A 26,491-nucleotide genomic window follows, 5' to 3' on the forward strand; every position below is an offset into this window, starting at 1 on the left:
GGGGCGAAAAAGGCGAAACGAGTCCTGTCGGCGGGAGGTTCCGTTTGCGATGATGCTGACGGGCCTGCAACCGGCCCGCCAGCATTGGTCGTCAGCTCGCCTTCTTGGTGATCAGCGTCAGCGCGCCATTGGGTTGCAGGCTGGCGGCGATCACCTGCGCCGAGCTCATCCCCTTGGCTTCGAGCGCGGACTTCACCTTGGGTGTCGCGTCGATCGATTTGCGCAAGGTCTGCAGGCCGGCGTCGCCGCGTTGCGCCACGATCTGATTGACCTGCGTCTGCGTGTCCTTTGGCAGTTCCGTAATATCGACGATGCTGACGCTCTCGATCGTCGGCGCCTTGGGCGCGGCGGCAGCAGGTGCCGCAGGCCCCGGGCTCGGCTGCGGCGCGGGCTGCTGCTGCGCGCCGGCCGCACCCGCCATCATCAAGCTGGCGGCGGCCGCGAAAAGTATCGTCTTTCGCATGGATATTCCTTCCCTCGGTTTGGAAAACGGTCGTTTTGGGCTGACTCGGTCACCTCAACCGCCAAATGGGATCGGAAGGTGTCGTCGAGCGGGTCATTGCATGACCATTGGATGGCGACAATGTGCGCTCCGCGCCCACACAAACTCGCTTTTGGGAGCAATCGCTGATGGCAAGAATTTCCCGTGCCGCCTATGCGCAGATGTACGGCCCCACGGTCGGCGACAAGGTGCGGCTTGCCGACACCGAGCTCGTTATCGAGGTCGAGAAGGATTTCACCGTCCATGGCGAGGAAGTGAAATTCGGCGGCGGCAAGGTCATCCGCGACGGCATGGGCCAGAGCCAGGTTTCCAGGGCGGGCGGTGCCATCGACACCGTCATCACCAACGCCCTGGTCGTCGACGCGCTCGCCGGGATCGTCAAGGCCGATATCGGCCTGAAGGACGGTCGCATCGCCGCGATCGGCAAGGCAGGCAATCCGGACACCCAGGATGGCGTCACCATCATCATCGGTCCGGGCACCGAGATCATCGCCGGCGAGGGCAAAATCCTGACGGCCGGCGGCTTCGACGCGCATATCCACTTCATCTGCCCGCAGCAGATCGAGGAAGCGCTGATGAGCGGCATCACCACGATGCTCGGCGGCGGCACCGGTCCGGCGCATGGCACCTTGGCCACCACCTGCACGCCCGGCCCCTGGCACATGGCGCGCATGATCCAGGCTTTCGACGCTTTCCCGATGAATATCGGGCTGTCCGGCAAGGGCAATGCGTCACGGCCGGCGGCGCTGGAGGAAATGGTGCTCGCCGGCGCCTGCTCGCTGAAGCTGCATGAGGATTGGGGCACGACGCCGGCCGCGATCGACTGCTGCCTTTCGGTCGCGGACGACTATGACGTGCAGGTGATGATCCACACCGACACGCTGAACGAGTCAGGGTTTGTCGAGAACACGGTTGCCGCGATCAAGGGCCGCACCATCCATGCCTTCCACACCGAAGGCGCCGGCGGCGGGCATGCGCCCGACATCATCAAGGTCTGCGGCCTGCCCAACGTGATCCCGTCATCGACCAACCCGACGCGGCCTTACACGGTCAACACCCTGGCCGAGCATCTCGACATGCTGATGGTTTGCCATCATTTGTCGCCGTCGATTCCCGAGGACATCGCCTTTGCCGAAAGCCGCATCCGCAAGGAGACGATCGCGGCCGAGGACATCCTGCACGACATCGGCGCCTTCTCGATCATCTCGTCCGACAGCCAGGCCATGGGCCGCGTCGGCGAGGTGGCCATCCGCTGCTGGCAGACCGCCGACAAGATGAAGCGCCAGCGCGGTGCGCTGGCTGAGGAGACGGGCGACAACGACAATTTCCGGGTCCGCCGCTATATCGCCAAATACACCATCAATCCGGCCATCGCGCATGGCCTGTCGAAGGAGATCGGCTCCGTGACGGCCGGGAAACGCGCTGATCTCGTGCTGTGGAACCCGGCCTTCTTCGGCGTCAAGCCGGAGATGGTGCTGGTAGGCGGCACAATCGCCGCCGCCCCGATGGGCGATCCCAACGCATCGATCCCGACGCCGCAGCCGATGCACTACCGGCCGATGTTCGGCGCCTACGGCAAGGCGCTGACCAACTCCGCGGTCACCTTCGTCTCCAAGGCGGCTTTTGATGCCGGCTTGCAGGGCAGGCTTGGCGTAGAGAAGGCGATGGTCGCGGTCGAGAACACGCGCGGCGGCATCGGCAAGCATTCGATGGTGCTCAACGACGCCACGCCGCACGTCGAGGTCGACCCGGAAACCTATGAGGTGCGCGCCGACGGCGAGCTCTTGACCTGCGAGCCGGCGACCGTGCTGCCGATGGCGCAACGGTATTTTCTGTTTTAGCGCTACCGCATTTGATTCGTCCTGCGGCTCTTCGACCTCATCGCCTGATCGCCATTGGGCTGATGGCTTGGATGGTCTAGGCTCCAGGAAAAGGCAGGATTCCAACCATGTACAAAGCCGTCGGATCACGAGGTTCGCGGGTGAGCCGCGTGCTCTGGATGCTCGAGGAGCTCGGGCAAACCTATGAGTTCGTAGAGGTGAAGCTGCGCTCGCCCGAGGCCTATGCGCTGAACCCTTCCGGCAAGGTGCCGATCCTGATCGACGGCGAGCTGACGATCACCGATTCGGCGGCGATCTGCGTCTATCTGGCGCACAAGCATGCCGATAAGGGAATGGGCGCCAATCCCGGGCTCGCCGGCCGCGCCGAGATGGATTCCTGGATGCATTTTGCTCAGAGCGAGTTCGAAGCGCCGCTGTGGAACAAACTGCGCCACCGCTTCATCCTGCCCAAGGAGCTGCGCGTCGATGTCGGCCCTGCCGCCGCCCATGATTTCGCTTCGGAAGTGAAGGCGCTGCACCGCCGGCTCGGCGACAAGCCCTTCGCGCTCGGCGACCGCTTTTCCGCCGTCGACGTTCTGCTCGGCGATATGGGTGGTTGGGCGCGCGCCGGCCGGTTCCCGGTCGACTCAGATCGCGTCAACGCCTATTTCGATCGCGTGCTGTCGCGACCCGCCCGGGCGCGGGCGCAAGCCAATGGCGGAGCCATGAAATGAAGCTCAACATCAACACCGATTTCACCAAATTTCCGCGCGCCGTCTCGGTGCTCCCGGCCGGCGAGGGCGGAGCGGCGACACCTTTCGACAAGGCTATCTTGACGCATGACGAGCGGCATCTACGCCGCCGCGCCATCGAAACCGCCGGCGGCGACAGAGTGTTGGTCGATCTGCCCGAGCCGGTGGCGCTCGGCAATGGCGACCGGCTGGTGCTGGAGGACGGCCGCCAGCTCAAGATCGTCGCCGCGCCCGAAGAGGTCTACGACATCCGCGCCCGCGACACCGTGCATCTCACCGAGCTTGCCTGGCATATCGGCAACCGCCACCTCGCGGCGGCAATCGAGGCGGACCGTATCCTCATCCTGCGCGACCATGTCATCAAGGCGATGCTGGAAGGGCTCGGCGCCGTGGTCAGCGAGGTGCTGGAACCGTTCAGTCCCGTGCGCGGCGCCTATTCCGGACATGGCCACGACCATGGCCATGCGCATGATCATCACGGCCACGACCATCACGATCATCATCACGCGCATGGCCATCATGACCACGACCACGATCACCACCATCACCATGACTGACCAACCGTCCGGTGCCGCACTGCTGCGGCTGATGGCCTGGCTGTCGCCGTCCTTTCCGGTCGGCGGCTTCTCCTACAGTCATGGCCTCGAAAGGGCCGTGCATGACGGACTTGTCGCCGATCGCGGGGATCTCGCCGAGTGGCTGGAGACGCTGGTCGAGATGGGCTCGGGCTGGAACGATGCGGTGCTCTTTGCCGAAAGCTGGCGGCGCGCGCGTGACGGCGGCGATATCGCCGAAGTTGCCGCGCTTGCCGAGGCGCTTGCCGGATCGCAGGAGCGCCACGTGGAAACCATGCTCCAGGGCGCCGCCTTCCAAAAAGCCGCCTCTGCCTGGCCCTGTCATCCGCTGGAGCGGCTGCCTGCGGATTGCCCCTATTGCGTCGCTGTCGGCGCGATCGCTGGCAGCGATGGCATCGGCTTGGCGGACGCGCTGTCGGCCTTCCTGCAGGCCTTTTTCTCCAACCTCGTGCAGGCCGCTATCCGGCTCGGCGTTGTAGGACAGGTCGACGCCACATCTTTGGTAGCCGGCTTCGAACCGTTGGCGCTCGCGACAGCTGCTCGCGCCGCGAACTCCACGCTCGATGATCTCGGCGGCTCGGCCTTGAAATCCGACATTGCCGCGATGAAGCACGAAACCCAATATTCGCGTCTGTTCCGCTCATGATCATTCTTGCCTTTGTCCTCTCCCTCATCCTGCTGCTGATCACCACGCTGCACGTCTATTGGGGCATAGGCGGCATCTGGCCGGGAAAGGACGCGAAATCCTGCGCCCGCGCCGTCGTCGGCTTTCGCGGCGTGGATGACATGCCCTCGCCCGTCGCGAGCTTTGCCGTCGCCGCGTGCCTGGCGCTCGCGACGCTATGGCCGCTGGCCCTTGAAGGCGTCTTCGCCTCGCCCTTTCCCAGGCAGGGCCTTGCCGCTACCGCGCTGCTCTTCGGCATCGTCTTCTTGGGGCGAGGTATCGCCGGCTTCACGCCCTGGTGGCGCGGGCTGACGCCGGAGCAGCCTTTCGCACGGCTCGACCAGCGCCTCTACTCGCCGCTCTGCCTGTTGATCGGGCTGGGCTTCGCAATCCTCGCCATCACGGAGTTTCCGGCATGAGCCAAGCCAATGGTCCCCTGCGCATCGGCATCGGCGGTCCCGTCGGTTCCGGCAAGACGACGCTCACCGAAAAGCTCTGCAAGGCGCTGCGCGACAGGTTCTCGATCGCCGTCGTCACCAACGACATCTACACCAAGGAAGACGCCATGATGCTGGCGCGCCTGCAGGCGCTGCCGGAGGAGCGCATCGTCGGCGTGGAGACCGGCGGCTGTCCGCATACGGCCATCCGCGAGGACGCCTCGATCAACCTGCGGGCGATCGCCGAGCTGCACCGCAAATTCCCCGACCTCGACATCGTCTTCATCGAATCGGGCGGCGACAATCTCGCCGCCACCTTCTCGCCGGACCTTGCCGATCTGACCCTCTATGTCATTTCCGTTTGCCAGGGCGAGGAGATACCGCGCAAGGGCGGCCCGGCCATCACCCGCTCAGACTTCCTCGTCATCAACAAGAGCGATCTGGCGCCCTATGTGAACGTCAACCTCGACGTCATGCAGGCGGACGCCGCCCGCATGCGCGGCAAGCGGCCATTCGGCTTCACCGATCTGTCGCGCGGCAAGGGTCTACAGGAGGTGATCGAGTTCATCGTCGAGCTGGGCGGGCTGCAATCGGCACGGCCTGCCGCCTGACCCATCAGTTTGCGGTTGCTGGCAGCCGCCATGCACGGCATGCTCGGCCAAACCGGAGGATTTTCGATGAGCCTTGCCCGTCTGCAGAAGGAAATGCTGACCAACCTGCCTTATTACCAGGAGCGGGTCGATCTCGCCGCCGCCTTCCGCTGGACGGCGCGGCTCAACATGCATGAGGCGGTCGCCAATCATTTCTCGCTGTCGGTCAACGAGGACGGCACGAAGTTCCTGATGAACCCGAACCAGGTGCATTTCTCGCGTATCAAGGCGAGCGATCTGCTTTTGATCGACGCCAACGATCCCGAAACGCTCTCCGGCCCCAACGCGCCCGACCCGACGGCTTGGGGCCTGCACGGCGCCATCCACCGCAACGTGCCGCATGCGCGCTGCGCCATGCATGTGCATTCGATCCACGCCACGGTGCTTGCCTCGCTGGCCGACTCCACCTTGCCGCCGATCGACCAGAACTCGGCCATGTTCTTCAACCGCCATGTCGTGGACCCTCATTATGGCGGGTTGGCCTTCGAAGAGGAGGGCGAGCGCTGCTCGAAACTGCTCGTCGATCCCAGGGTCAAGGTGATGGTCATGGGCAATCACGGCGTGATGGTCATCGGGGATTCTGTCGCCGACACCTTCAATCGCATGTTCTATTTCGAGCGTGCCGCCGAGACCTACATCAAGGCGCTGTGGACCGGCCGGCCGCTGCGCACGCTCTCCGACGAGATCGCGGAAAAGACGGCGAGCGAGATGGACGACTATCCCGGCCAAGCCGAGCGCCACCTTGCCGAGCTGAAGGCAATCCTCGACGAGGAAGAGCCGGTCTACAGGAACTGAGCCCCGCGGTTGTGGGTTGACGCTGGAGGCTTGGCTTTCGCCTATTTTCGAAGCCGGGCGCTGCCGCTCACCCTTACCTCTCCCCGTGAAGGACGATGAAAGGGGGATCGCCAGCGTCGGAGCGTGTCCCTTCTCCCAGTAGTCACGGGGAGAAGGTGCCGGCAGGCGGACGAGGGGCAGCGTCGACGCCTGAAAGTCTATTCAGAGACCCAACTGCGCCCGCAGTTCCTCGGCGCTGTTAATGACGATTGCGCCGGGCGGTCCTTCCATCGGCGCTTCCGGCCAGAAAATCGTCTTCATGCCGGCAGCCAGGCCGGCCATCGCGCCGGTGCGGCTGTCGTCGACCGCGACCGCGTCGGCCGGATCCACACCGGCGAGATAGGCCGCGCGCAGGAAGGGTTCCGCATGCGGCTTGCCTTGGCGTACGTCGTTTCGGCTCACCGTGTGCATGCCGGGATAGACGAGACCGACCGCGCCGAGATTGGCGTCAACGATCAGCCGGTCGGAATTGGACACCACCGCCTGCTCGACGCCTAGCGCGCGCAATTGGTTGAACACCTCGATCGCGCCGGGCCGCGGCTTGAGCGTCTCGGCCATCGGCAGATAGTGGTCGTATTTGCGCACGATCCAGTCATCGAAGTGCAGGTCGAGGCCGAACTGGTCGCGCAGCATTTCGTAGACCGGCCATGCCGCGACGCCCAGCACCCGTTCGTGCAGGTCGGTCGGCGGCGTGATGCCGACGCTGCGCAAAGCCGCCACAAGTGCTGCCTCGTGCAGCGGCTCGCTGTCGACCAGCGTGCCGTCCATGTCCCAGAAAACCGCTTTCGGCGTCATGCAAGGCTCCTTTTGCCGATCCCTTAAAGGGTTTCCGGTCAGAGATAAACCGCTCTCCCGGCAAATGGTTGAGGCGAGCGCGAATGGTGCCATCCTTGGTCGGCAGGGGCGCAAGCAATTGCTCTTTCAATTGACAATTGCGCAGGGCCGCTTTCGCTGTAATCTAGAGGGCCCGCTATTTCTGGCTTGGGGAGGCAGGATGTGAACGCGCGACAGGAAACCGGCAGCACCAGGTTGGACGACGCCGCGCGCGCCGGCTGGCTCTACTATGTTGCCGGCAATACCCAGGATCAGATCGCCGCCAAGCTCGGTATTTCCAGGCAGACGGCGCAGCGGCTCGTGTCGCTGGCCATGTCGGAAGGGCTGATCAAGGTCCGCGTCGATCATCCGATCGCCAATTGCCTCGACCTTGCCGCGCGGCTGAAGTCGCGTTTCGCGCTCGATCTCGTCGAGGTGGTGCCGAGCGATCCGACCTCGTCCTCGACGACGATCGGCGTCGCCGAGGCGGCGGCTGCCGAGATCGAGCGGCGGCTGCGCTCCGCCGCCCCCATCGTCATGGCGATCGGCACCGGGCGCACCCTGAAGGCGGCGATCGAGCTGTTGCCGCCGATGGAGTGCCCGCAGCACAAGGTGGTGTCCTTGACCGGCAACATCTCGCCCGACGGCTCGGCCGCCTTCTACAACGTCATCTTCACCATGGCCGACCGGGTCAAGGCGCGCTCCTTCCCTATGCCGCTGCCGGTCATCGCCTCCTCGCCGGAAGAGCGCGACATGCTGCTCAGCCAGCCGATGATCCAGCCGACGCTGGCGCTGGCCGCGGAGGCCGACGTCACCTTCGTCGGCATCGGCGATCTCGGCCCGAAGGCGCCCCTCTATGAGGACGGCTTCATCTCGGAGGGGGAACTGAAGGCGCTGCAGAAAGCCGGCGGCGTCGCCGAGATCGTCGGCTGGGTTTTCGACCGCGAAGGCCGCATGATCGAAGGCATCACCAACGACCGCGTTTCGTCCGCCGCCTTGCCGTCACGCGAGAAGTCCTTGGTCATCGCGCTTGCCATGGGTGAGCGCAAGCTGCCGGGCATCCTCGCCGCCGTGAACCGGCGTTTGGTCAATGGCCTCATCACCGATGAACGGACAGCCACCGCCCTGCTCGGCGGCGCGTGATCGTGATGCTGGGTTCGGGCCGAATCTGACGCGACGAGCCGTTGGCGATAAAAAGAAACCCGGCTATTTGTAGCGTCCATGCGGATCGTTGCCGTCGAGGAAGCCCATGTCCCGCTGCAGGTGCTCCGACAGTTCTCGGACATCGACATAGCCGCGCCTGCGGCTGGCGAACCACGAGAATTCCCGCGCCAGCAGCGAAATCCATCCATGTATTGGGGTCGAATCGAGTTTTTCCTGTATCGGGGTCATGATCGTCAGCCTTCGCTATGCTTGAACTGGAGTGATCGTCGACCCAAATATCGGGCTGATCGGCACGTGCTTCCAATCAAACGTCGATCATGACCCATAAAGAGGCCTTATGCCCGATCTGAGCTCCCGGCAGAATGTCCAGCTCCCGCCCCTGCAGGCGATTCGGGTGTTCGAGGCCGTGGCCAGACACCTCTCCTTCACCAAGGCCGCCGAGGAGCTCGGCATGACCCAGGCCGCCGCGAGCTATCAGATCAAGCTTCTGGAAGAGCGCATCGGCGCGCCGCTGTTCCTGCGCCGTCCACGGCAGATCGAGCTGACCGAACCCGGCCAGCGTCTTGCGCCGGCTGTCAGCGAGGCATTCGCGCTGCTGAGCGGCGCCTATGCGGCCGCCCGAGCCGGCGCCGACGGCGTGCTTTGCGTTTCCACCCTGCTCACCTTCGCCTCGAACTGGCTGGCGCAGCATCTGGGATCCTTTCAGGTCGCGCACCCCTCGCTTGCCGTGCGCGTCGACACCTCGAACCGAGTCGTCGATTTCGCGCGCGAGGACGTCGACATCGCCATCCGCTCCGGCGGCGGCAAGTGGCCGGGCGTGGAAACGCATATGCTGTTCAGGGCCGACTTCACTCCGGTGCTCAGCCCCAGGCTTGCGGCGAGCATCGGCGGCGTCAAGGAGCCGGCCGACCTGCTCAAGCTCCCCATCCTCGATCCCGGCGACATCTGGTGGCAGGAATGGTTCGCGCTCGCCGGCCTGCCCGCGGAGGAACTCGCCAGCCGCCCCGGCACCAGCATGGGCGCGCAGGCCTATGAGGCCAATGCCGCGATGGCCGGGCAAGGTGTTGCGATCGTCACCAGCGCCCTGTTCAAGAACGAGCTTGCCGACGGCAGGCTGATCCAGCCCTTCGACCTTGTAGGAGACGACGGCCACGCTTACTGGCTCGTCTATCCCACGGCCCGGCGCAACGTACCGAAGATCCGCGCCTTCCGCGATTGGATTCTCGCCGAGATCGCCTGCCAGTAGCCCGACATCACAGCCTGCCGTCTCCGCTACGCATCGCCCAGACGGGCGCGACATCGATTTGTGCTGCGCTGCAGCATCGATTCCGGCTTGACATAATTCACACTTAGTGAGTAATTGCCCACAGCCAAGGCAAATGCTCATCTTGGTTTTAGGGAGGAATTGATGAAACTTCGCACGCTCACCCTGGGCCTGTTGTCGGCCAGCGCCCTTGCATTCGCCGCGCATGCCGAATCCATCACCATCGCCACCGTCAACAATGGCGACATGGTCCGCATGCAGAAGCTGACGGACGACTTCACGAAGGCCAATCCCGACATCCAGCTCAACTGGGTCACGCTCGAAGAGAACGTGCTGCGCGAGCGCGTCACCACCGACATCGCCACCAAGGGTGGCCAGTACGACGTCTTGACCATCGGCACTTACGAGGTTCCGATCTGGGCCAAGCAGAGCTGGCTCTTGCCGCTCGAGAAGCTCGGCGACGACTACGACGTCAAGGACATCATCCCGGCCATTGCCGGCGGCCTTTCGGTCGACGGCAAGCTCTATGCCGCGCCCTTCTACGGCGAGAGCTCCTTCGTCATGTACCGCAAGGACCTGATGGAGAAGGCGGGGCTCAAAATGCCCGACGCGCCGACCTGGGACTTCATCAAGGAGGCCGCCGACAAGATGACCGATCGGGCCAATGGCGTGAACGGCATCTGCCTGCGCGGCAAGGCCGGCTGGGGCGAGAACATGGCCTTCCTGACCGCCATGTCGAACTCCTTCGGCGCCCGCTGGTTCGATGAGAACTGGAAGCCGCAATTCGACCAGCCGGAATGGAAGAACACGCTGCAGTTCTATGTCGACCTGATGAAGGCAGACGGTCCTGAGGGCGCGTCCTCCAACGGCTTCAACGAGAATCTTGCGCTCTTCCAGCAGGGCAAGTGCGGCATGTGGATCGATGCCACCGTCGCCGCGTCCTTCGTCTCCGACCCGAAGGCCTCGCAGGTCGCCGACAAGGTCGGCTATGCGCTGGCGCCCGACAAGGGTCTCGGCAAGCGCGGCAACTGGCTGTGGGCATGGTCTCTCGCCATCCCCGCCGGCACCAAGAAGGCGGACGCCGCCGAGAAGTTCGTCTCCTGGGCGACCTCGAAACACTACCTCGAACTGGTGGCTTCGAAGGAAGGCTGGGCCAACGTTCCGCCCGGAACCCGGACCTCGCTCTACAACAATCCGGAGTACCAGAAGGCAGCGCCGTTCGCGAAGATGACGCTGGACTCCATCAATGCCGCCGACCCGACGCATCCGACCGTCAAGCCGGTGCCCTATGTCGGCGTGCAGTTCGTGGCCATCCCGGAATTCCAGGGCCTCGGCACCACCGTCGGTCAGCTCTTCTCCGCCGCCCTTGCCGGCCAGTCGAGCGTCGATGATGCGCTGAAGCAGGCCCAGGACGCGGCGACCGCCGCGATGACCGAAGGCGGCTACCTCAAGTAAGGCTCCTCCCGGTGCCGAACGCCGGTAGCGGATCATGACCGGCATAGGCCGCCCGAAACCCAGTTCGGGCGGCCACCTTGCAATCAGGAATTCTGGCACAAGTCTAAATCCGGCTGACCTTGGGAGGGTGACCGTCATGGCTACTCAGCAAACCCGTTCGCTTGCCCGTTTCATGATGGCGCCGTCGGTGATCCTGCTGTTCGTCTGGATGATCGTGCCACTGGTCTTTACGCTGTGGTTCTCGTTCCTCCAGTACAACCCGCTCAATCCGATCCGCGATGGGTTCGTCTGGTTCGCCAATTACAAGCTCTTCTATTCCAACCCCGCCTTCCTGCAGTCGATCCTCAACACATTGACCATCGTCGTCAGTGTCCTGGCCATCACCGTGATCGGCGGCATCCTTTTGGCGCTGCTGCTCGACCAGCCGATCTGGGGTCAGGGCTTCGTGCGCATCCTGGTCATCTCGCCGTTCTTCGTCATGCCGCCGGTGGCGGCGCTTGTCTGGAAGAACATGATCATGCACCCGCAATACGGCGTCTTTGCCGATATTGCCCGCTTCTTCGGCGCCAACCCGATCGACTGGTTCGGTCAGCACCCGCTGACCGCGGTCATCCTGATCGTCGCCTGGCAATGGCTGCCCTTCGCGACGCTGATCTTGCTCACCTCGCTCCAATCGCTTGACGGTGAGCAGAAGGAGGCGGCCGAGATGGATGGCGCCGGCTTTCTCAGCCGCTTCTGGTATCTGACGCTGCCGCACATGTCGCGCGCCATCACCGTCGTCATCCTGATCCAGACGATCTTCCTGCTCTCGGTCTATGCCGAGATCCTGGTCACCACCAATGGCGGTCCCGGCTACGCCTCCACCAACCTGCCGTTCCTCGTCTACCAGAAGGCGCTCTTGGAATTCAAAATCGGCCAGGCGTCGGCAGGCGGCGTCATCGCGGTCATTCTCGCCAACATCGTCGCCTTCTTCGTCATGCGCGCAGTCGGCAGGAACCTAGACAAGTAAGGGAGGATAGAATGGCACGCGCAGTCACCACCCAGCACAAGACGATCGCAACAGTCGCGGCCTGGGTCGTCGCCCTGCTGATCTTCTTCCCGATCCTTTATACGATCATCACATCCTTCAAGTCGGAGCAGGAGGCGATCCAGGGCTTCGCCCTGATCCCGTCGGGCACCACCGAAAGCTATTCGGAAGTGCAGGCGCAGAGCGGCTATTTCAAGTTCTTCCTCAATTCGGTGATCCTGTCGGTCGGCTCGACCGTCCTTGCGCTCATCGTCGCCGTGCCGGCGGCCTGGTCGATGGCCTTTTCGCCGACCAAGCGGACCAAGGACATCCTGATGTGGATGCTCTCCACCAAGATGATGCCGGCCGTCGCCGTGCTGTTCCCGATCTATCTGATCTTCCGCGACACCGGTCTGCTCGACAGCCGCATCGGCCTCACCGTCATGCTGATGCTGATCAACCTGCCGATCGTGGTCTGGATGCTCTACACCTATTTCCGCGAGATCCCGGGCGAGATCCTCGAAGCGGCGCGCATGGACGGCGCCTCGCTGTGGAACGAGATCATCTATGTGCTGACGCCCATGGCCGTTCCCGGCATTGCCTCGACCATGCTCTTGAACATCATCCTGGCTTGGAACGAGGCGTTCTGGACGATCCGCCTGACCACCACCGAGGCCGCACCGCTCACCGCCTTCATCAGCTCCTTCTCCAGTCCGCAGGGCCTGTTCTGGGCCAAGCTCTCGGCCGCCTCGACATTGGCGATCGCGCCGATCCTGATCATGGGCTGGTTCAGCCAGAAGCAGCTGGTGCGCGGCCTGACCTTTGGCGCCGTGAAGTAAGCCGTAAGCGGCGGACGAAATCCGGGAGGAAACCATGGGAAACATCACGCTCAAGAACGTCTCCAAGTCCTTCGGGTCGACGACGATCATTCCGAACATCGATCTCGCCATCGAGGACGGCGAGTTCGTCGTGTTCGTCGGCCCCTCGGGTTGCGGCAAGTCCACGCTGCTCAGGCTGATCGCCGGGCTGGAGGACACCAGCGGCGGCACCATCAGCATCGATGGCCGCGACGTCACCCGCGAGGCGCCGGCCAAGCGCAAGCTTGCCATGGTCTTCCAGTCCTACGCGCTCTATCCGCATATGACGGTCGCCAAGAACATCGCCTTCCCGCTGAAGATGGCCGGGGAGGACCAGGCGACCATCGACAAGAAGGTCAAGGACGCGGCGCGCGTCTTGAACCTCACCAACTATCTCGAGCGGCGCCCGGGCCAGCTCTCCGGCGGCCAGCGCCAGCGCGTCGCCATCGGCCGCGCCATCGTGCGCCAGCCATCGGCCTTCCTGTTCGACGAGCCGCTGTCCAACCTCGACGCCGCGCTGCGCGGCACCATGCGGCTGGAGATCAGCGAACTGCATCATCAGCTGAAGACGACGATGATCTATGTCACCCACGACCAGGTCGAGGCCATGACCATGGCCGACAAGATCGTCGTGCTAAATGCCGGCAACATCGAGCAGGTCGGCTCGCCGATGGAACTCTACAAGACGCCGAAGAACCTGTTCGTCGCCGGCTTCATCGGCTCGCCGAAGATGAACTTGATCGAAGGCGCGCCGGCCGACAAATATGGCGCCAAGACCATCGGCATCCGGCCGGAGCACATCAACATCTCGACCACGGCGGGCGACTGGAAGGCGACGGTCGGCGTTGCCGAGCATCTCGGCTCCGACACCTTCCTGCATGTCCAGACCGACGGCATCGGCACGATCAATGTGCGCGCCGACGGCGAGGTTGCCGTCAAGCACGGCGACACCGTCTACCTGACGCCCGACAAGGCCAAGCTCCATCGCTTCGGCGCCGACGGCAAGGCGCTGGCGCAGTGAGGCTCAAAGGCAAATCGGCGCTGATCACCGGATCGGCGCGGGGCATCGGCAGGGCCTTCGCCGAAGCCTATGTTCGCGAAGGCGCCACGGTGGCGATTGCCGACATCAATCTCGAAGCGGCGGAAGCGACGGCGAAGGATATCGGCTCTGCCGCTTACGCGATCCGGCTCGACGTCACCGACCAGTCCTCGATCGAGGCCAGCGTGAAAGCCGTCGAAGCGAAGGCGGGCGGCCTCGACATCCTGATCAACAATGCCGCCTTGTTCGACCTTGCGCCCATCGTCGAGATCAGCCGCGCGAGCTACGACAAGCTCTGCTCCGTCAATGTCGCCGGCACGCTGTTCATGCTGCAGGCCGCGGCCCGCTCGATGATCGCTGCCGGCCGGGGCGGCAGGATCATCAACATGGCGAGCCAAGCCGGACGCCGCGGCGAGCCGCTGGTCGCGGTCTATTGCGCCACCAAGGCCGCCGTCATCTCGCTTACCCAGTCGGCCGGACTCGACCTGATCAAGCACCGCATCAACGTCAACGCCATCGCACCGGGCGTCGTCGACGGCGAGCATTGGGATCACGTCGATTCGCTGTTCGCCAAATATGAGAACCGGCCGAAGGGCGAGAAGAAGAGGCTCGTCGGCGAAAGCGTGCCCTATGGCCGCATGGGTCGAGCCGAAGATCTGACTGGCATGGCGGTTTTCCTCGCCAGTGAAGAAGCCGAATACATTGTCGCCCAGACCTACAACGTCGATGGCGGTCAATGGATGAGTTGAGGGGGAAGCGCGCCTCCCTTCCTCCGGGGAGGACGCGTCGCGGGGCAGGTGAGGGGCGCATACCGGCAAACGGATGCTGCCCCTCACCGCTCGCCCCAAGCGGGTGAATTGGGGGTTGGATTGTCGGGCTGCATATCGGCCAAAGGGTAAGTAAGATGACCGTGAAACTCTCTTTCTCGAACCTCGCAAAGCTTCCGTCGAAGGTTTCCGGTCCGAAATACGATCGCGCCGCGCTGAAGGCCGGCATCGTGCATTTCGGCGTCGGCAACTTCCACCGCTCGCACCAGGCTGTCTATCTCGACGACCTGTTCAATTCCGGCCTCGGCCATGACTGGGCGCTGATCGGCGCCGGCGTGTTCGAGGGCGAGAAGGCCGGCCGCGCCAGGCTGCAGGAGCAGGACTGGCTGACCACCGTGGTCGAGCAGGACCAGGGCCATATGAGCGCCCGCGTCACCGGCGCCATGGTCGATTTCCTGATGCCGGGCGATGCTGAGGCGATCGTCGAGCAGCTCGCCGACCCCGCGATCAAGATTGTGTCGCTGACCATCACCGAAGGCGGCTATTTCATCGATCCGGCCTCCGGAAAGTTCAATCCGGCCCATCCCGACATTGTCGCCGATGCCCAGCCCGGTGCGGCACCGAAGACGGTCTTCGGCATCATTCTTGCCGGACTGGTGCGCCGGCGCGCCGACGGCATCGTGCCGTTCACGGTCATGTCCTGCGACAACATCCCCCACAATGGCCACGTCACCTCCGACGGCGTCATCGGCCTTGCCCGGCTGATCGACGAGGCTCTGGCCAACTGGGTGAGGGACAACGTCGCTTTCCCGAACGGCATGGTCGACCGCATCACGCCGGCCACCACCAATCGCGAGCGCAGCATTCTGGCCAATGATTTCGGGCTGGAGGACAACTGGCCGGTCTTCTGCGAACCGTTCAAACAATGGGTGCTGGAAGATCGTTTCACCGCCGGCCGGCCGCCGCTGGAACAGGCCGGCGTCCAGTTCGTCAAGGATGTCTCGCCTTACGAGCTGATGAAGATCCGCATCTTGAACGGCGGCCACGCAGCCATCGCCTATCCGGCGGGTCTGATGGACATCCATTTCGTGCATGAGGCGATGCAGGAGCCACTGGTGCGCGGCTTCCTCGCCAAGCTGGAGCGGGACGAGATCATCCCAACCGTGCCGCCGGTGCCGGACACGGTGCTCGAGGAATACTACCAGCTCATCGAGCGCCGCTTCTCCAATCCCAAGATCGGCGACACCATCCGAAGGCTTTGCCTCGACGGTTCCAACCGCCAGCCGAAATTCATAATTCCGACCGCCGCGGACCGGCTGAAGGCGGGGAAAGGTGTTGCCGGCCTGGCTCTGGAGTCCGCGCTCTGGTGCCGCTACTGCTTCGGCACCACCGACAGCGGCGCCGTCATCGAGCCGAACGATCCGAACTGGGACCGGATGCAGGCGACCGCCAAAGCCGCGAAGAATTCGCCCGAGGCCTGGCTGGCGATGGACGACATCTATGGCGATGTCGGCCGCTCCGCCGTCTTTGCCGAAGCCTTCGCCCATGCGCTGAACGAATTGTGGGCGAACGGCGCGCGCGAAACCTTGACGCGCTATCTCGCCGGCAAGCTCTGAAGCTCTTTGGACGCAGCCGCAATGACGCCCGAGCTCGTCATCTTCGACTGTGACGGCGTGCTGGTCGACAGCGAGGCGCTTTCGGTTTCCGCGTTGCTGGGCATGATCGAGCTCGCCGGCGGCACTGTCTCGGAGGACGCCGCCTACGAGCATTTCCTCGGCAAGAGCATGAAGAGCGTGCGCGAGATCCTCGGCAGCGATTTCGGCCTTGAGATCAGCGACCAGCATCTCACCGCCATGCGCGTCGAGCTGATGCGCAAGTTCCGCGAGGAGCTGAAGCCGATCCCCGGCATCAAGGAGATCCTGCCGAAGCTTGGCCTGCCCTATTGCGTCGCCTCTTCCGGCACGCTGGAGCGCATCCGCTACGCGCTCGAGGTCACCGGCCTGCTCGGCCTGCTGGAGCCGCACCTCTTCAGCGCCGCCATGGTTAAGCGCGGCAAGCCGGCGCCGGACCTGTTCCTCCATGCCGCCGCCGCGATGTGCGCTGATCCTGGCAAATGCCTTGTCATCGAGGACAGCCCGGCCGGCATCGCCGCGGCGCGGGCGGCGGGGATGCGTGTCTTTGCCTTCACCGGCGGATCGCATGCAAACAACCCTGCGCTCAAGGTGCGGCTTGCGTCGACCGAACCGGACTTTATATTCGCTGACATGCTGCAATTGCCCGACCTGATTGCAGACCTGGGAGCGAGAGTAAAAGCATCTTGACGAGTTTTGTTTGCGCGGTCGATGTCGGCACCGGGAGCGCTCGCGCGGGCATTCTCGACTCTGAAGGCAATCTGCTCGGCCGCGCCGAGCGGCCGATCGCCATGCACCAGCCTAAGCCCGATCACGCGGAGCACGATTCGGAAAATATCTGGTCGGCAGTCTGCGCCGCCGTGCGGGCCGCGCGCGAGAAGACGAACGTCGCCGCATCGGATATTGTCGGCATCTCCTTTGACGCCACCTGCTCGCTGGTGGTGCGCGGCAGGCGGGGCGATCAGCTGAGCGTCTCGGTCACCGGCGAGAAGCGCTGGGATACCATTGTCTGGCTCGACCATCGCGCCATCGCCGAAGCCGACGAATGCACCAGAAGCGGCCATGCGGTGCTCGACTATATCGGCGGGGTGATGTCGCCGGAAATGGAAACGCCGAAGCTGATGTGGCTGAAGCGCAACCTGCCCGCCACCTGGAATGAGGCCGGCTATCTGTTCGATCTCGCCGATTTCCTGACCTGGAAAGCGACCGGATCGCTCGCCCGCTCGCAATGCACGCTGACGGCCAAATGGACCTATCTCGCGCATGAGGAGAGGGGCTGGCGGCGCGATTTCTTCAAGCTCGTCGGCATCGGCGATCTCTTCGAGCATGGCAATCTTCCGGACAAGGCGAGCCCCGTCGGCACCGATATCGGGCAACTCACGGCCGATGCGGCGGCAGATCTCGGCCTGACGGAGAAATGCCGGGTCGGCGCCGGGGTGATCGACGCCTATGCCGGCGCGCTCGGTGTGCTCGGCGGCTTCGCCGGCGACGAGAAGGACATCAGCCGGCACCTGGCGCTGATTGCCGGCACCTCGTCCTGCGTCATGGCGATGTCGCAGGATCCGCAGCCTTTCGCCGGCGTCTGGGGACCGTATTATGGCGCGGCGTTGCCAAAGCTCTGGCTGTCGGAAGGCGGTCAGTCGGCGACCGGCGCTCTGCTCGACCACATCATCCGCTGGCACGGCGCCGGCGGCGAGCCGGATGCGGCAATGCATGCCAGGATCGCCAAGCGCGTCGCCGAACTGCGCGCCGCCGAGGGCGATGCCCTGGCGGCGCGGCTGCATGTGCTGCCGGATTTCCACGGCAATCGCTCGCCGCTCGCCGACCCGCACGCGGTTGGCGTCGTCAGCGGGCTGACACTCGATTCCTCCTTCGACAGCCTGTGCAAGCTCTACTGGCGCACCGCCGTCGGCATCGCGCTCGGCGTGCGCCATGTGCTGGAGGCGCTGAACGAGAACGGCTATTTGATCGACACGCTGCACGTCACCGGCGGCCACACCAAGAACCCGCTCTTGATGGAACTCTATGCCGATGCCACCGGCTGCACCGTCATCGAGCCGCTGGCCGACGAGGCAGTGCTGCTCGGCACCGCCATGGTCGCGGCGACCGCCGCTGGGCTTTACGCCGACCTGAACGCCGCTTGCGTGGCCATGCAGCAGGGCGGCAGGACGCGGCCCCCGAATCCGGCCGCCGGCGCTCGCTTCGACCGCGACTATCGCATCTTCCTCGAAATGCACCGCCAGCGGCAGGCGCTCGACGCCATCCAATAGAAGGCCCGGCTCTTGTGCTTCCCGCTGGCTCAATAGGTCGCCGCTCCTCCTCCTTGCCAATATGTCGCATTTCGTTCACAAGACGGCGCAAACGGCGCCATTTTGCGCCGTTTGCGTGCGGCTTCCGGGCGTTGTCCCGACGCGCCGTGGTCTGAAGAGCGAAAAATGTCTGCGATCGAAGCCGGCGCTCGCGCGCCGGAAAATTTTTGGCGTCAGGAAATCAGGGCAACATTGTCGCTTGCCTGGCCGATGGTGCTCACCAATCTCGGCCAGACCGCCATGACCGCGACCGACGTCATGATGATGGGCCGTTTGGGACCCGACACGCTGGCCGCCGGCGCGCTCGGCTCCAACCTCTATTTCATGCCGCTGATCTTCGGGCTTGGCCTGATGCTCGCCACCTCGCCGATGATGGCGACCGAGCTCGGCCGCCGCCGCCATTCGGTGCGCGACCTGCGCCGCACCGTGCGCCAGGGACTCTGGCTGGCGGTCCTCGTCTCGATCCCGATCTGGCTGTTCCTCTGGCATGGCGAAGAAGTGCTTTTGGCCATGGGGCAGAAGCCGGACCTCGCGCACCAGGCAGGCATCTACCTGCACTGGCTGCAATGGGCGGTGCTGCCTTTTTACGGCTATATCGTGCTGCGCTCCTTCATCTCGGCGCTGGAGCGGCCCGGCTGGGCGCTGATCATCGTTTTCGTCGCCGTCGCCTGCAACGCCTTCTTCAACTGGGTGTTCATGTTCGGCAATCTTGGCGTCCGCCCGATGGGCATCGCCGGCTCGGGCCTCGCCACCTCGCTTTCCAGCATGCTGATGTTCGTCGGCTTGGCGGCCGTGGTGGTGCTGGAGAAAAAATTCCGTCGCTATCACCTCTTCGGCCGCTTCTGGCGCTCCGACTGGCCGCGTTTCCGCGGCCTGCTGAGGCTCGGCCTGCCGATCGCCGGCATCCTCGCCTTCGAGGTGACGATCTTCAATGCGGCAGCCCTGCTGATGGGTCTGATCGACGCGGATTCGCTGGCAGCCCACGCGATTGCCATCCAGATCGCCTCGATCTCCTTCATGGTGCCGCTCGGCCTCAACCAGGCGGTCACCGTGCGCGTCGGCCTGGCACATGGCGCCGGCAATCCCGAGGGCGTCTCGCGCGCCGGCTGGACCAGCTTTGTCATCGGCGTCTCCTTCATGGCGCTGATGGGGCTGGTGATGATCCTATGGCCGCATCTTTTGATCAGCGCCTTCATCGATCTCGCCGATCCGGCCAATGCCAGGGTGATCACGCTTGCTGTGTCCTTCCTGGTGTTTGCCGCGCTGTTCCAGATCTTCGACGGCGCGCAGGCGGTGGCCGCCGGCATGCTGCGCGGCCTGCACGATACCAAGGTGCCGATGATCTATGCCGCGATCGGCTATTGGGGGGTCGGCCTTCCGCTCGGCGTGCTGCTCGCCTTCCATTTCGGCTTCAACGGCGTCGGCATCTGGATCGGCCTTTCGTCAGGCCTGGCGGTGGTGGCGGTGCTCCTGCTCGTCCGTTGGCTGCGGCGCGATCGCATCGCGCCGGCGCTGTCGTTCAGCCATTGAGAAGAGCGGCCGCCGGTCAGGCGGCGGCCCTCGTCGACCTTCAGTGTGCGGCGACACGCTCAAGCCGCCGCGCATATTGCGTCAGCGGGAAGCACATCACGAAGAAGATCAGCGCCACCAGGCCGTAGACGGTGAACGGCTCGAAGGTCGCGTTGTTGATCGCGTTGGAGGTCCTGACCAACTCCTCGAAACCGATGATCGAGGTCAGGGCCGTCGATTTGATCAGCTGCACCAGGAAGCCGACGGTCGGGGCGCGCGTGATGGCGAAGGCCTGCGGCAGGATGATCAGCCTGAGTTCCTGCAGATAATGCAGTCCGAGGCTGGCGCCGGCGTCCCACTGGCCGCGCGGCAGCGCATCGACACCGCTGCGCCAGATCTCGGCGAGATAGGCGCTGGCAAAGAAGGTGAGGCCGAGCGCCGCGGCGGTCCATGGCTCGATGCGCAGCCCCAACATCGGCAGGCCGAAGAACATCAGGAAAAGCTGCATGAGGAGCGGCGTGCCCTGGAACAGCGCGATATAGCCGGAAGCGATCCGCTTGATCCATTTGTTCTTGGCTATGCGGAAGAACAGCACGACCAGCCCGACCAGCGCGCCGCCGACGAAGGCCGCAAGCGACAACAGCACCGTCCAGCGCGCGGCGAGCAGAAGGTTGCGCAATATGTCCCAGAGGGTGAATTCGATCATGACACGCCGGCTCCGAGTGCGCGGCGTCCGCCGCTGACCAGCAGCCGGCGCAGCCCCATCGACAGGCCGAGATAGACCATGGTCACCACCAGATAGGTTTCGAAGGCCCGGAAGGTGCGCGCCTGCAGCATGTCGGCTTCGTAGGTCAGTTCGCGCACCGCGATCTGCGACACCACGGCCGATTCCAGCATCATGATGACGATCTGGCTAGTCAGCGCCGGATAGATCACTTTCAGCGCCTGCGGCAGCACGATCTTGATGAACACCTGTCTGGGCCTGAGGCCGAGCGCAAGTGCCGCCTCCGTCTGCCCGCGCGGCACCGCGTCCAGACCTGCGCCGACGATCTCGATCGTGTAGGCCGCCATGTTGAGGGTCATCGCCAGCATGGCGGCCAGGATCGGATCGAGTCGGATGCCGAGGCTGGGCAGGCCGAAGAAGATGAAGAACAACTGCACCAGGAACGGCGTGTTGCGCATCACCTCGACATACCAGCCGATCGCCAGCTTGAGCGGCCTCGGGCCGTTCCGGCGGCCGGCGGCGCCCAAGATGCTGAGGAAAGTGCCGGCCAGCGTGGTGACGACGATCAGAAGCAGCGTCATCGCCGCGCCGCGCGCGATCGCGCCCGCTGCACCCGCAAGCCAGCCGAAGTCGAGGCTGTAGCCCATCGCGATTGGCCCTGTTGGAAAGCGTGTAGCGCAAGAAGCAAGTACGGGAGCGGTTCAGCGCTTCAGGCGCGCTGAACCGCTCCGGGGATCAATCCTTGAGGTTGTCGGGATTGAGCGGCGTCTTCAGCCAGGCCTTCGAGCTCTCGTCCAGCTTGCCGTCCGCCAGCATCTTGGCGACCGCATCGTTCACCGCCTTCTTCAGCCTGTCCTCGTTCTTGTTGAGGCCGATATGCGAGGGCGAGGTCAGCAGCTGGAACTTCTGCTCGGGCTTCAATGCAACCTGCTTGGCCAGCACCTGCGCGCCGACATCGTTGCCGACCACCATCAGCTGCGTCTGTCCGGAGATGAAGGCCTGGATGACGGAATTGTAGTTGTCGAAACGGCGGATGTCGGCCGAGGCGGGCGCCGCCTGGGTGAGCGAGGTATCCTCCAGCGTGCCGCGATTGACGGCGATCGACTTGTCGGCAAGGTCGTCCTTGCCTTTGACGGCAAGCTCGGCCGGGCCGATGACGGCGATGTAATAGGGCGCGTAGGCGGCGGCGAAATCGATCACCTGCTCGCGCTCCTTCGAATAGCCGACGCTCATCAAGATATCGACGCGCTTGTCGGTGAGATACGGGATGCGATTCTGGCCGGTGACGCTGACGAGGTTCAGCTTCACCTTCAAGGAATCGGCGATCGCCTGCGCGACGTCGATGTCATAGCCCTTGATGCTCATGTCGGCGCTGGCCGAGGAAAAAGGCGGGAAGTCGGAGAAGATGCCGACATTGATGGCCCCGGCCTTGGTGATGTCGTCGATGGCGTCGGCCTTGGCCTGCAAGGCAAGACCGGCGGCGCCGAGCATGATGAGTGCCGCAAGTGCGGATTTCAGTGTGTTGCGAAGAGTCATTTTAGTTCCCCTGCTGGAAGCTTGTTGTTGAAACCGGCCGCCGGCTCCAGCGCGACGGCCGTACTGGTTAGCAATTCCAGGAAAAGCGGGAAGCGGTCTACGCTTGGCGACTTCGCCATAGCTTCCGTCCGGAATTGCGTAAAAACAAAGCGGTTCGCCGTTTCCATGAAGCGGTGAAACGCTCTCGCGTCAGCCCTTCTTGATTGCCGGGCTGAACACCATGAGGCTCAGGATCTCGAACAGGACCTGCGCGCCGACATGGGCGGTATTGGTGGTCGCGTCATATTGCGGCGCCACCTCGACGACGTCGCCGCCGACGATGTTGAGGCCCTTCAGGCCGCGCAGCAGCTCGAGCACCTCCCGCGTCGTCAGTCCGCCGACCTCAGGCGTGCCGGTGCCCGGCGCGAAGGCCGGATCGATGCTGTCAACGTCGAAGGAGATGTAGGTCGGGCCGTCGCCGACGATCTTCCGCGCCTTCTCGACGATGGCGGGGATGCCGAGGCCGGTCACCTCCTCGGCGTGGACCACCGTCATGCCGGATTCATAGGTGAACTCCCACAGATACTCGGCCGAGCCGCGAATGCCGATCTGGATCGTGCGGGTGGGATCGAGCACGCCGTCCAGGACCGCGTTGCGGAACGGTCCGCCGTGGTGGAACTTGGTCATGTCGAACAGCCCGCTGGTGTCGCAATGGGCGTCGATATGGATCATGCCGACCGGAGCCTGCTTACCGACCGCCTTCAGGATCGGATGGCTGATCGAGTGGTCGCCGCCGACCGAAAGCGGCAGCACACCGGCGTCGACGATCTGGTTGGTGCGCTTTTCGATGTCCTCGTGGCTGATCTCCAGCCGGTAACGGCTGCGGAACGGCGTGTCGCCGATGTCGGCGACGCGCAGCTCATGCGTCGGCGCGCATTCCAGCACATGATTGTAGGGGCCGATGCGCTCGATGGCGCGCAGCGCCCGCGGCCCGAAGCGTGAGCCCGGCCGGTTGGTGACGCCAAGGTCCATCGGCACGCCGATCATCGCCACTTGCAAGTCGCCGAAATCCGGATTGTCGGCCGCCACCTGCCGGTAAGGCGCGGCAAGGAAGGTCGGGATGCCGGAATAGGGCGCCAGCCGGGTGCCGCTTTTGCTGAAGATCTTGTCGGCGACCTTGCGGAATTTCGGGTCGAACATCTCGCCGCCATGGCTCTCGCCATATTTGCGGCGCAACGCTTCGAGCTTGCCGCGATCGTAACCCATGTCCGGTCCTCCTCCGTGACTGCTTGCATGGCGGCGGCTGCACCGACGGCTGCCAAGCCAGCCGACATGCCGGCTGGATCGTTGCCCGCCGGCGCCTGCGAGTTCCATGTCTCTTGAGCTGTTCCGGGCAAAAGTGTCGGGCAGCTCTGTTGAAAAATCAATTGATATTGTTAGGGTCTTTGCTGTGAGAAAATCTCACAAAGTCGGGAGCTGTCCTTGGCCAAGCGCTTGCCGCCGTTGAACCCGCTGCGCGCTTTCGAGGCGACGGCGCGACATGCCTCGCTGACCAAGGCGGCAGGCGAGCTCAACGTCACGCATGGCGCGGTCAGCCATCAGATCAAGGCGCTCGAGCAATCGCTCGGCGTAAAGCTTTTCCAGCGCGCGGGTCAGCGCGTGAAGCTTTCGCCGCACGGCGCTGAGTTCCTGCCGGCGGTTTCGGCGGCCTTCGACGGCATCGCCGCCGCCACGCAGCGCATGACACGCCCCGCAAGCACCGGTGTGCTGTCGGTGTCCTGCGTGCCGGCGCTGCTCTTGTTGTGGATGACGCCGCGGCTCGGCTCCTTCACCGCGCAATATCCCGACATCCAGCTGACGCTGATCCCCTCCAACGACGCCAGGGACATCCGCGCGCCGCACATCGACGTCTGCGTGCACTATGGCGATGGCAGCTGGAGCGACTGCTGGATACGCAAATGGTCGGGCCTTGAGCTGTTTCCGGTCGTCAGCCCGACGCTGATCAACAACCGCCCGATCCGCAGCGTGCGCGACCTTGCCGACCACGTTTTCCTGCATGGCGACGACGGCCGCGAGTGGCGCACCTGGCTGGCCGCCGCCGACGCGCTCGATCTGGAGCGCGGCCGCCGCCATCACCTCGGCGACGCACGCATAGCGGTGGAGGCCGCCGTCCACGGCCACGGCGTGGCGCTCGGCGATTCCGTGACCGCGCGCGCCCTGCTCGCCAGGGGCATGCTCGTCGCGCCCTTCGCTTTGTCGGTGCCGGCGGTCGATGACTTCTATGTCGTCTGCCGCAACGAGATGCGCTCGGCGCCGATCGTCCAGCTTTTCATCGACTGGCTCTTTGCCGAAAAGGAGCAGGACGAGGGCCGCGCCGATGCGCCGGTCGCCGGCCGTGTGCCGAGCCGCAGGAAGCGCCCGGCACTCAAGGTGATCGGGGCTAGAGCAATTCCAGGAAAAGTGTGAGCGGTTTTCCGTCCGGAAATTCGCCTCAAAACAAAAAAGCCAAGAGCATTTCGCGGTTGCCGTGAAACGCTGGAATGCTCTGGCGCAGCGTCATGATCGCTGGACTTGCATAGCTGGTTTTTGTCGGGCCAGCTTGCAAAGCAGGAAGCGCTTTCAAAAATACAATGCTAAGACCGCAGCTGGTTAACAATTCTGGGAGCTGCGCGGCGGTTTTCCGTCCGGAGTGCTTCATAACAGGGACTTGAGGCGCCGCGCTTGGAATCACGCAGGCGAGACGCGCTTTTTGGGTGAGCAGATATGGCACGGACCGATATAGCGCGGCGCGTCTACAACCACACCTGGAAGCTGGACCCCATCGTCCGCAGCCTGCTGGACACCGATTTCTACAAGCTGCTGATGCTGCAGATGATCTGGGGCATGTACCCCAAGGTCGACGCCACCTTCACGCTGATCAACCGCACGACCTCGGTGCGGCTCGCCGACGAGATCGACGAAGGCGAACTGCGCGAGCAGCTCGACCACGCTCGCACCTTGCGCTTCACCAAGAAGGAGATGATCTGGCTCGGCGGCAACACCTTCTATGGCCGTAAGCAGATCTTCGAGCCGGAATTCCTCGCCTGGCTGGAGGATTTCCGCCTTCCCGACTATGAACTCTCCAAACGCGACGGTCAGTACGAACTGTCCTTTCCCGGTCCTTGGATGTACACCACGCTGTGGGAGATACCGGCGCTCGCCATCATCAACGAGCTGCGCTCGCGCGCCGCCATGCGCTCCTTCGGTCAGTTTGCGCTCGACGTGCTCTACGCCCGCGCCAAGGCCAAGATGTGGGCCAAGACCGAGCGGCTGAAGGCACTGCCCGGCATCCGCATTTCCGATTTCGGCACCCGCCGGCGCCACTCCTTCCTGTGGCAGCGCTGGTGCGTCGAGGCGCTGAAGGAAGGCATCGGCGAGGCTTTCACCGGCACGTCGAACGTGCTTCTGGCCATGGACAACGACCTCGAGGCGCTCGGCACCAATGCGCACGAGCTGCCTATGGTGTTTGCGGCACTTGCCAATTCCGTTGAGGAGCTGAGGCAGGCGCCCTACAAGGTGCTGCAGGACTGGCAGCGCTATTATGGCGGCAATCTGCTGATCGTGCTGCCCGATACGTTCGGCACCGCCGCTTTCCTGCGCGACGCGCCGGACTGGATTGCCGACTGGACCGGCTTCCGCCCCGACAGCGCGCCGCCGATCGAAGGCGGCGAGAAGATCCTCTCCTGGTGGCGCGAGAAGGGCAAGGATCCGAAACAGAAGCTGCTCATCTTCTCCGACGGGCTCGAGGTCGAGACCATCGAGGAGACCTACAAGCATTTCCGCGGCAAGGTGCGCATGTCCTTCGGCTGGGGCACCAACCTCACCAATGATTTCGAAGGCTGCGCGCCGACCGAGACCAGCAGCCTCGACGCCATCTCGCTGGTCTGCAAGGTCAGCGAAGCCAATGGCCGGCCGGCGGTCAAGCTCTCCGACAACCCCGCCAAGTCGACCGGCGATGAGAAGGAGATCAAGCGCTATTTGCGGATCTTCGGCGAGAAGGGGCGGGTGGAGCAGCTGGTCAAGGTGTGAGGGGTCGCCATCAGTGACCAGTGCTGATCCGGCTTTGTCACTCGAGACAGCGAGCCTCGATCGGCCGAGTTCCTTCGCCGTAGGGTGTAAGCCTTCGGATTTGGCTTGCTTAGCCACCGCCCTTGCCCTCCTCCCC

General features: G+C 64.1%; 28 protein-coding genes. 20 read left to right on the forward strand and 8 right to left on the reverse strand.

From position 1 onward, the window contains the following. Positions 1-91 precede the first annotated feature (91 nt). Positions 92-463: a hypothetical protein gene (locus A9K71_RS18990; protein ID WP_066999139.1), complete on the reverse strand. Its 372-nt coding sequence runs from the start codon at positions 461-463 to the stop codon at positions 92-94. 164 nt (positions 464-627) lie between these two features. Here A9K71_RS18990 and ureC point away from each other — a divergent pair, with 164 nt between their 5' ends. From ureC to A9K71_RS19025, 7 genes are all read left to right on the forward strand, one after another. Next, positions 628-2,343: an urease subunit alpha gene (ureC, locus tag A9K71_RS18995; protein ID WP_197504252.1), complete on the forward strand. Its 1,716-nt coding sequence runs from the start codon at positions 628-630 to the stop codon at positions 2,341-2,343. A gap of 107 nt (positions 2,344-2,450) precedes the next feature. After that, a complete protein-coding gene (locus A9K71_RS19000) occupies positions 2,451-3,056 on the forward strand; it encodes a glutathione S-transferase family protein (RefSeq protein WP_066999144.1) in 606 nt (201 codons plus the stop codon). Then, a complete protein-coding gene (locus A9K71_RS19005; RefSeq protein WP_066999146.1) occupies positions 3,053-3,631 on the forward strand; it encodes an urease accessory protein UreE in 579 nt (192 codons plus the stop codon). Before A9K71_RS19000 ends, A9K71_RS19005 begins: the two co-directional genes overlap by 4 nt. Continuing rightward, positions 3,624-4,295, forward strand: coding sequence for an urease accessory protein UreF (locus A9K71_RS19010; RefSeq protein WP_066999211.1), 672 nt, complete (start codon positions 3,624-3,626; stop codon positions 4,293-4,295). The genes A9K71_RS19005 and A9K71_RS19010 overlap by 8 nt, the downstream gene beginning before the upstream one ends. Beyond that, entirely contained in the window at positions 4,292-4,732 is a 441-nt protein-coding gene (locus A9K71_RS19015) for a DUF3995 domain-containing protein (RefSeq protein WP_066999149.1), read from the forward strand. The genes A9K71_RS19010 and A9K71_RS19015 overlap by 4 nt, the downstream gene beginning before the upstream one ends. Next, positions 4,729-5,361 carry an urease accessory protein UreG gene (gene ureG / locus A9K71_RS19020; RefSeq protein WP_066999151.1) on the forward strand — a complete coding sequence of 211 codons (633 nt, stop codon included), beginning with the start codon at positions 4,729-4,731 and terminating at the stop codon, positions 5,359-5,361. The genes A9K71_RS19015 and ureG overlap by 4 nt, the downstream gene beginning before the upstream one ends. Positions 5,362-5,427: 66 nt before the next feature. Beyond that, complete coding sequence (locus A9K71_RS19025; protein ID WP_066999213.1) at positions 5,428-6,195, forward strand: class II aldolase and adducin N-terminal domain-containing protein; 768 nt, start codon at positions 5,428-5,430, stop codon at positions 6,193-6,195. Between the two features lie 201 nt (positions 6,196-6,396). Here the strand turns inward: A9K71_RS19025 and A9K71_RS19030 are convergent, their stop codons facing one another. After that, positions 6,397-7,029 (reverse strand): HAD family phosphatase, encoded by a 633-nt coding sequence (locus A9K71_RS19030; RefSeq protein WP_066999155.1) that lies wholly within the window; start codon positions 7,027-7,029, stop codon positions 6,397-6,399. Positions 7,030-7,230: 201 nt separating this feature from the next. Here A9K71_RS19030 and A9K71_RS19035 point away from each other — a divergent pair, with 201 nt between their 5' ends. Then, positions 7,231-8,190: a sugar-binding transcriptional regulator gene (locus A9K71_RS19035; protein WP_066999158.1), complete on the forward strand. Its 960-nt coding sequence runs from the start codon at positions 7,231-7,233 to the stop codon at positions 8,188-8,190. A 63-nt stretch (positions 8,191-8,253) separates the two neighbouring features. On the opposite strand, the gene A9K71_RS19040 is transcribed toward A9K71_RS19035, so the two are convergent. Beyond that, the gene (locus A9K71_RS19040; protein WP_066999161.1) at positions 8,254-8,439 is read right to left on the reverse strand and encodes a hypothetical protein; all 186 of its coding nucleotides are present in this window, start codon (positions 8,437-8,439) and stop codon (positions 8,254-8,256) included. A 109-nt stretch (positions 8,440-8,548) separates the two neighbouring features. Between A9K71_RS19040 and gcvA (A9K71_RS19045) the strand changes: the two genes are divergently transcribed. From gcvA (A9K71_RS19045) to A9K71_RS19090, 10 genes are all read left to right on the forward strand, one after another. Then, complete coding sequence (gene gcvA, locus A9K71_RS19045; protein WP_066999164.1) at positions 8,549-9,457, forward strand: transcriptional regulator GcvA; 909 nt, start codon at positions 8,549-8,551, stop codon at positions 9,455-9,457. A 162-nt stretch (positions 9,458-9,619) separates the two neighbouring features. Continuing rightward, entirely contained in the window at positions 9,620-10,930 is a 1,311-nt protein-coding gene (locus tag A9K71_RS19050; RefSeq protein ID WP_066999167.1) for a sugar ABC transporter substrate-binding protein, read from the forward strand. 136 nt (positions 10,931-11,066) lie between these two features. Further along, positions 11,067-11,939 carry a sugar ABC transporter permease gene (locus A9K71_RS19055; protein ID WP_066999170.1) on the forward strand — a complete coding sequence of 291 codons (873 nt, stop codon included), beginning with the start codon at positions 11,067-11,069 and terminating at the stop codon, positions 11,937-11,939. A gap of 11 nt (positions 11,940-11,950) precedes the next feature. Next, on the forward strand, positions 11,951-12,775 hold the full coding sequence (locus A9K71_RS19060) for a carbohydrate ABC transporter permease (protein ID WP_066999172.1): 825 nt from the start codon (positions 11,951-11,953) through the stop codon (positions 12,773-12,775). Between the two features lie 34 nt (positions 12,776-12,809). Then, the gene (locus A9K71_RS19065) at positions 12,810-13,814 is read left to right on the forward strand and encodes an ABC transporter ATP-binding protein (protein WP_066999175.1); all 1,005 of its coding nucleotides are present in this window, start codon (positions 12,810-12,812) and stop codon (positions 13,812-13,814) included. After that, on the forward strand, positions 13,811-14,581 hold the full coding sequence (locus A9K71_RS19070; RefSeq protein WP_066999178.1) for an L-iditol 2-dehydrogenase: 771 nt from the start codon (positions 13,811-13,813) through the stop codon (positions 14,579-14,581). Before A9K71_RS19065 ends, A9K71_RS19070 begins: the two co-directional genes overlap by 4 nt. A gap of 155 nt (positions 14,582-14,736) precedes the next feature. After that, positions 14,737-16,215, forward strand: coding sequence for a mannitol dehydrogenase family protein (locus A9K71_RS19075; RefSeq protein WP_066999181.1), 1,479 nt, complete (start codon positions 14,737-14,739; stop codon positions 16,213-16,215). A 21-nt stretch (positions 16,216-16,236) separates the two neighbouring features. Next, positions 16,237-16,920, forward strand: a complete 684-nt coding sequence (locus tag A9K71_RS19080) for an HAD family hydrolase (RefSeq protein ID WP_066999184.1) — start codon at positions 16,237-16,239, stop codon at positions 16,918-16,920. After that, positions 16,914-18,500 (forward strand): FGGY-family carbohydrate kinase, encoded by a 1,587-nt coding sequence (locus A9K71_RS19085; RefSeq protein WP_082980595.1) that lies wholly within the window; start codon positions 16,914-16,916, stop codon positions 18,498-18,500. Before A9K71_RS19080 ends, A9K71_RS19085 begins: the two co-directional genes overlap by 7 nt. A gap of 165 nt (positions 18,501-18,665) precedes the next feature. Then, the gene (locus A9K71_RS19090; protein WP_066999190.1) at positions 18,666-20,069 is read left to right on the forward strand and encodes an MATE family efflux transporter; all 1,404 of its coding nucleotides are present in this window, start codon (positions 18,666-18,668) and stop codon (positions 20,067-20,069) included. 40 nt (positions 20,070-20,109) lie between these two features. On the opposite strand, the gene A9K71_RS19095 is transcribed toward A9K71_RS19090, so the two are convergent. The 4 genes from A9K71_RS19095 to speB form a co-directional block, all read right to left on the reverse strand. Further along, a complete protein-coding gene (locus tag A9K71_RS19095) occupies positions 20,110-20,754 on the reverse strand; it encodes an amino acid ABC transporter permease (protein WP_066999193.1) in 645 nt (214 codons plus the stop codon). Continuing rightward, on the reverse strand, positions 20,751-21,419 hold the full coding sequence (locus tag A9K71_RS19100) for an amino acid ABC transporter permease (protein WP_066999196.1): 669 nt from the start codon (positions 21,417-21,419) through the stop codon (positions 20,751-20,753). The genes A9K71_RS19095 and A9K71_RS19100 overlap by 4 nt, the downstream gene beginning before the upstream one ends. 88 nt (positions 21,420-21,507) lie before the next feature. Then, on the reverse strand, positions 21,508-22,308 hold the full coding sequence (locus tag A9K71_RS19105; protein WP_066999199.1) for a transporter substrate-binding domain-containing protein: 801 nt from the start codon (positions 22,306-22,308) through the stop codon (positions 21,508-21,510). Positions 22,309-22,497: 189 nt separating this feature from the next. Further along, entirely contained in the window at positions 22,498-23,553 is a 1,056-nt protein-coding gene (speB, locus tag A9K71_RS19110; protein ID WP_066999201.1) for an agmatinase, read from the reverse strand. Between the two features lie 216 nt (positions 23,554-23,769). Here speB and gcvA (A9K71_RS19115) point away from each other — a divergent pair, with 216 nt between their 5' ends. Further along, positions 23,770-24,753 carry a transcriptional regulator GcvA gene (gene gcvA, locus A9K71_RS19115; protein WP_066999203.1) on the forward strand — a complete coding sequence of 328 codons (984 nt, stop codon included), beginning with the start codon at positions 23,770-23,772 and terminating at the stop codon, positions 24,751-24,753. A gap of 25 nt (positions 24,754-24,778) precedes the next feature. On the opposite strand, the gene A9K71_RS31635 is transcribed toward gcvA (A9K71_RS19115), so the two are convergent. Beyond that, positions 24,779-25,057, reverse strand: coding sequence for a hypothetical protein (locus tag A9K71_RS31635; RefSeq protein WP_156752711.1), 279 nt, complete (start codon positions 25,055-25,057; stop codon positions 24,779-24,781). Between A9K71_RS31635 and pncB the strand changes: the two genes are divergently transcribed. After that, positions 25,051-26,355: a nicotinate phosphoribosyltransferase gene (gene pncB / locus A9K71_RS19120; protein WP_066999205.1), complete on the forward strand. Its 1,305-nt coding sequence runs from the start codon at positions 25,051-25,053 to the stop codon at positions 26,353-26,355. The two genes, A9K71_RS31635 and pncB, sit on opposite strands and share 7 nt — an antisense overlap. Positions 26,356-26,491 lie beyond the last annotated feature (136 nt).

The organism is Mesorhizobium sp. WSM3873, from assembly GCF_001672445.1.
Taxonomy (GTDB): domain Bacteria; phylum Pseudomonadota; class Alphaproteobacteria; order Rhizobiales; family Rhizobiaceae; genus Mesorhizobium.

Coding starts and splice junctions, on each gene's coding strand:
- A9K71_RS18990 (WP_066999139.1), bottom strand. CDS start 463: ATGCGAAAGACGATACTTTTCGCGGCCGCCGCCAGCTTGATGATGGCG.
- A9K71_RS19000 (WP_066999144.1), top strand. CDS start 2,451: ATGTACAAAGCCGTCGGATCACGAGGTTCGCGGGTGAGCCGCGTGCTC.
- A9K71_RS19005 (WP_066999146.1), top strand. CDS start 3,053: ATGAAGCTCAACATCAACACCGATTTCACCAAATTTCCGCGCGCCGTC.
- A9K71_RS19010 (WP_066999211.1), top strand. CDS start 3,624: ATGACTGACCAACCGTCCGGTGCCGCACTGCTGCGGCTGATGGCCTGG.
- A9K71_RS19015 (WP_066999149.1), top strand. CDS start 4,292: ATGATCATTCTTGCCTTTGTCCTCTCCCTCATCCTGCTGCTGATCACC.
- ureG (WP_066999151.1), top strand. CDS start 4,729: ATGAGCCAAGCCAATGGTCCCCTGCGCATCGGCATCGGCGGTCCCGTC.
- A9K71_RS19025 (WP_066999213.1), top strand. CDS start 5,428: ATGAGCCTTGCCCGTCTGCAGAAGGAAATGCTGACCAACCTGCCTTAT.
- A9K71_RS19030 (WP_066999155.1), bottom strand. CDS start 7,029: ATGACGCCGAAAGCGGTTTTCTGGGACATGGACGGCACGCTGGTCGAC.
- A9K71_RS19040 (WP_066999161.1), bottom strand. CDS start 8,439: ATGACCCCGATACAGGAAAAACTCGATTCGACCCCAATACATGGATGG.
- gcvA (WP_066999164.1), top strand. CDS start 8,549: ATGCCCGATCTGAGCTCCCGGCAGAATGTCCAGCTCCCGCCCCTGCAG.
- A9K71_RS19050 (WP_066999167.1), top strand. CDS start 9,620: ATGAAACTTCGCACGCTCACCCTGGGCCTGTTGTCGGCCAGCGCCCTT.
- A9K71_RS19055 (WP_066999170.1), top strand. CDS start 11,067: ATGGCTACTCAGCAAACCCGTTCGCTTGCCCGTTTCATGATGGCGCCG.
- A9K71_RS19060 (WP_066999172.1), top strand. CDS start 11,951: ATGGCACGCGCAGTCACCACCCAGCACAAGACGATCGCAACAGTCGCG.
- A9K71_RS19065 (WP_066999175.1), top strand. CDS start 12,810: ATGGGAAACATCACGCTCAAGAACGTCTCCAAGTCCTTCGGGTCGACG.
- A9K71_RS19075 (WP_066999181.1), top strand. CDS start 14,737: ATGACCGTGAAACTCTCTTTCTCGAACCTCGCAAAGCTTCCGTCGAAG.
- A9K71_RS19080 (WP_066999184.1), top strand. CDS start 16,237: ATGACGCCCGAGCTCGTCATCTTCGACTGTGACGGCGTGCTGGTCGAC.
- A9K71_RS19090 (WP_066999190.1), top strand. CDS start 18,666: ATGTCTGCGATCGAAGCCGGCGCTCGCGCGCCGGAAAATTTTTGGCGT.
- A9K71_RS19095 (WP_066999193.1), bottom strand. CDS start 20,754: ATGATCGAATTCACCCTCTGGGACATATTGCGCAACCTTCTGCTCGCC.
- A9K71_RS19100 (WP_066999196.1), bottom strand. CDS start 21,419: ATGGGCTACAGCCTCGACTTCGGCTGGCTTGCGGGTGCAGCGGGCGCG.
- A9K71_RS19105 (WP_066999199.1), bottom strand. CDS start 22,308: ATGACTCTTCGCAACACACTGAAATCCGCACTTGCGGCACTCATCATG.
- speB (WP_066999201.1), bottom strand. CDS start 23,553: ATGGGTTACGATCGCGGCAAGCTCGAAGCGTTGCGCCGCAAATATGGC.
- pncB (WP_066999205.1), top strand. CDS start 25,051: ATGGCACGGACCGATATAGCGCGGCGCGTCTACAACCACACCTGGAAG.